General features: G+C 71.9%; 3 protein-coding genes and 1 pseudogene. 2 read left to right on the top strand and 2 right to left on the bottom strand.

The window, feature by feature from the left end:
• Positions 1-511: S8 family serine peptidase (locus ASJ79_RS21375; RefSeq protein ID WP_156448561.1), on the top strand; the 511-nt coding region annotated here is incomplete at its 5' end.
• On the opposite strand, the gene eccB is transcribed toward ASJ79_RS21375, so the two are convergent.
• Together eccB and ASJ79_RS21365 are read right to left on the bottom strand one after the other, a co-directional pair.
• The gene (gene eccB, locus ASJ79_RS21370; RefSeq protein WP_067959615.1) at positions 485-1,861 is read right to left on the bottom strand and encodes a type VII secretion protein EccB; all 1,377 of its coding nucleotides are present in this window, start codon (positions 1,859-1,861) and stop codon (positions 485-487) included. The two genes, ASJ79_RS21375 and eccB, sit on opposite strands and share 27 nt — an antisense overlap.
• A gap of 46 nt (positions 1,862-1,907) precedes the next feature.
• Positions 1,908-2,459 carry a CGNR zinc finger domain-containing protein gene (locus ASJ79_RS21365; protein WP_067959612.1) on the bottom strand — a complete coding sequence of 184 codons (552 nt, stop codon included), beginning with the start codon at positions 2,457-2,459 and terminating at the stop codon, positions 1,908-1,910.
• A gap of 90 nt (positions 2,460-2,549) precedes the next feature.
• On the opposite strand from ASJ79_RS21365, the pseudogene ASJ79_RS21360 reads away from it, so the two are divergent.
• A pseudogene (locus ASJ79_RS21360) lies at positions 2,550-3,158 on the top strand (DMT family transporter); the annotation flags it as partial.
• Positions 3,159-3,233 lie beyond the last annotated feature (75 nt).

Genomic DNA, 3,233 nt, shown 5'->3' with positions numbered 1-3,233 from the left:
CTCGGTGGGCCCGGACGGGACGGCCTCGGACTTCAGCCTCGCCGGCCCGTGGGTCGACGTCGCCGCTCCGGGCGAAGCGGTGATCTCGCTGGCGCCGACCGGCGACGGCCTGGTGACCGCGGCGCCGTCCGGGCTGCCGATCTCCGGTACCAGCTATGCCGTTCCGGTGGTCGCCGCGATCGCCGCGCTGGTTCGGGCCCGGGCACCGGAACTGACCGCGCGGCAGGTGATGGGCATCATCGAGGACACCGCGCACGATCCGCCCGGCGGCTGGGATCCCGTCGTCGGTCACGGGGTGGTGGACGCCCTCGCGGCGGTGTCCGCCACCGGGCCGGCCGAGACCGCGACCGCCGGCCCCGTGGTGGTGCCGGTCGAACCCGCCCCACCGCAGGCGGGCGGGCGTCACAGGACCGCGGTACACGGCGCGCTCATCTGTGTCGCGCTGGCCGGCTGTGCCGCGGTGGCCTCGGCGGCCGTGCGCCGGTCACGGCGTCCCGTCCCGGAGGACTGACGCGGCCGGCCCGCTGAGCTCCGGACCACGGGGCAGCCTCGCCAGCACCGGCCACGGCGCAGGCACCGCCGGGGTGGTGATTCCCAGATCCCGGGCGGTGGCGGTGTCGCGGACGCCGAACAGCACACCGGTGTCGGTGAGCAGGAACAGCGAACCCGTGCTGTGCCCGGAGCCGGTGAGCGACACGGACCGGACGAAGACCGTGCGTCCCGCCGGCACCGACACCGTGTCGACGGCGGGCCCGTCGTCGTCGGCCTGCGCCAGCACGACGGGGTGCGCCATCGGCGGAACGGCATCGCCGACGTAGACGGTGGTGTGGGAACCGTTTCCACCCGGACCGGCGTCCCAGCGGGCACAGACCACCGCTGCGTCCGCGACCCCGCCGGTGTGCGGGAACGTCGTCACCGGCAGCGTGTGGACCACGGGCAACGCGCCGACGACGTCGGGCGACACGGTGGGAAGCCCGTCGCCGATGCGATTGTCGGTGTAGCGGATCAGGTCGGCCGCGACCTCGCCGATGCGCTGCAGCCCGTCGATCAGCACCACGAAGTAGTCATCCGAGGCGCCGGCCACCCGCACCACCGTGCCCACCGGGTGTTCGGGCAGCAGCGGTGGCCCGGCGGTACCGCGCGCCGGGATGTGCGGCGGCTCGATGGCGGGCGCCTCCGGGACCGCGGCCAGCAGCACCGGTGAAACCGGCTGCGCCGCAACGTTGTCGAGTTCCAATGCGCGCACCACCGCGGGATGACGCAGATCCACGCGCGCCCGCCGTCCGCCGTGCAGGAGATAGGTCAGCGCGGCGCTCTCCCCGCGCGGCGTCACCAGCACGCTGGAATCGGGCTCCATCGCCGTGATCTCCGGCGGACCCGTCGCGACCGAGGTGCGCGATTGTGCGTCGTCGCAGACGGTCCACCCGGAGTCCCGGGCGTCCAACGGCGGTGAGATCTGCGCGGGCGCACCGGGAATACCCACCTGCGGTCCGAGCGCCGCCGCGTCGATGGCGCGCTGCGAGACCGTCCGCGGCTCGGCGGCGTCGCGCAGGATCAGACGCGCCGAGGCCAGATTGAACACCGGGTGCATGACGCCGTCGATCCTGACGTACATCGCCCCGGACTCGCGGACCACCACAAGCGGCGCGTCACCCACGGTCGCGCCGGGGGACACGACGGCCAGCACCGCGCACACGGCGACGGCGACGGTCGCCAGCACCGCACCGGCGGCCAGCGAAACCGACTGCGCGCGAAGCGGATCGTCGAGCATCCGGGCATCACCACGGACCAGCGCGTGTTCCATCCGGCGGGCCAGGAAGCGGTGCCCGCTGACCTGCAGGCGTGTCGTCGGTTGCGCCATTCACTCCCCCTCGGGCCAGCGTAACGGCGCGCCGCGAGGGGTCAGTTCACTTGTTGGAGCGGCGTTCCCGGTAGGCCGCGACGTGCTGACGGTTGCCGCAGTTGCCGGTGTCGCAGAACTTCCCCGACCGGTTGCGGGACAGGTCGACGAGCACCGCGTGGCAGTCCGGCGCCGCGCAGACCTTGAGCCTGCGCAGTTCCCCGGCCCGGATCAGGTCGGCCAGCGCCATCGCCATCTCGGCGCCCATCCGCTGCCATAGCGGATCGTGGACGGACGCCAGGTGCAGATGCCATTCGGGCATCTCGGGGTGGCGGGTCAGCCACGGCGACGCCTTGGTGTCGGACAGCAGCGCGTTGACCTGGTCGACGGCGCGGACCTCGTCGTCGGCGGATTCCCAGATGCGGCCCAACCTCGTCCGCAGGTTGTGCACCGTGTCGAGTTCGGCCGCGTCGCGATCACGCCGACCGGTCCAGCCGAAGTGGTCGAGATATTCATCGAGCGCGGCGAGGTCGGGCAGCCGTTCACCGTCCACCCGGTCACTGTTGATCAGGACACTCACCGCGCGCAGAGTGAGCTCAGTGTCATGAGTGAAAAGCATTTGACCCATGACTCCTCCCGACGGTAACGTCACGACCAAATCCGATTTTACTCATGTCATCCCTTGTCGGGCTCGCGGAGGCGGTTGCTCATGGCTGCACTGGATACGAACCCACGCGTTCGTTCCGACCATTTTCGTACGGGTCTGCTGTTCGCCGTCGGTTCCGCGTTCGCGTTCGGCAGCTCCGGGCCGTTCGCGAAGTCGCTGATGGAGGCGGGATGGACCCCCACGGCGGCGGTGACCGCCCGGCTGGCCGGGGGTGCGCTGGCGATGGCGGTGTTCGCCGCCGTCGTGCGTCCGGGCTGGCTGCGCGAGGCCCGACGGCACGCCCGGACGGTCGTGCTCTACGGCCTGGTGCCGATCGCCGGCGCGCAACTCTTCTACTACAACGCGGTCTCGCACCTGACGGTCGGGGTCGCGCTGCTGCTCGAATACACCGCTCCGATTCTGGTCGTCGGCTGGCTGTGGGCGACCACCAGGAATCGCCCCACCACGGTGACGCTGGCCGGCGTCGCACTCGCCGTCGCCGGGATCACCTTGGTGCTCGGCGTGGTCGGACCGGATGGGCTGACCGGCGCCCAGATCAACCTCACCGGTGTCGGATGGGGCCTGGCCGCGGCGGTGTGCGCGGCGTGCTACTTCCTGATGTCGGACCAGGCGGGCGCCGCCGGCGCGGGCGGGCGGGAACCGGTGCACCCCCAGGACGGGAGAGGGGCGGGGAGGGGAAGAGGGTAGAGCTCGGGGGGGGGCGGATCATTAGAAAAAAAAAGGCGG

Source organism: Mycobacterium sp. NAZ190054, assembly GCF_001545925.1.
In the GTDB taxonomy this organism is placed as follows: domain Bacteria; phylum Actinomycetota; class Actinomycetes; order Mycobacteriales; family Mycobacteriaceae; genus Mycobacterium.
The sequence above is the reverse complement of the archived record's forward strand: the minus strand, read 5'-3'. Positions and strand labels throughout refer to the sequence as shown.

What these genes read in the sequence shown, in the direction of transcription:
- ASJ79_RS21365 (WP_067959612.1), bottom strand. Translation starts at nt 2,459, where the DNA reads ATGCTTTTCACTCATGACACTGAGCTCACTCTGCGCGCGGTGAGTGTC.
- eccB (WP_067959615.1), bottom strand. Translation starts at nt 1,861, where the DNA reads ATGGCGCAACCGACGACACGCCTGCAGGTCAGCGGGCACCGCTTCCTG.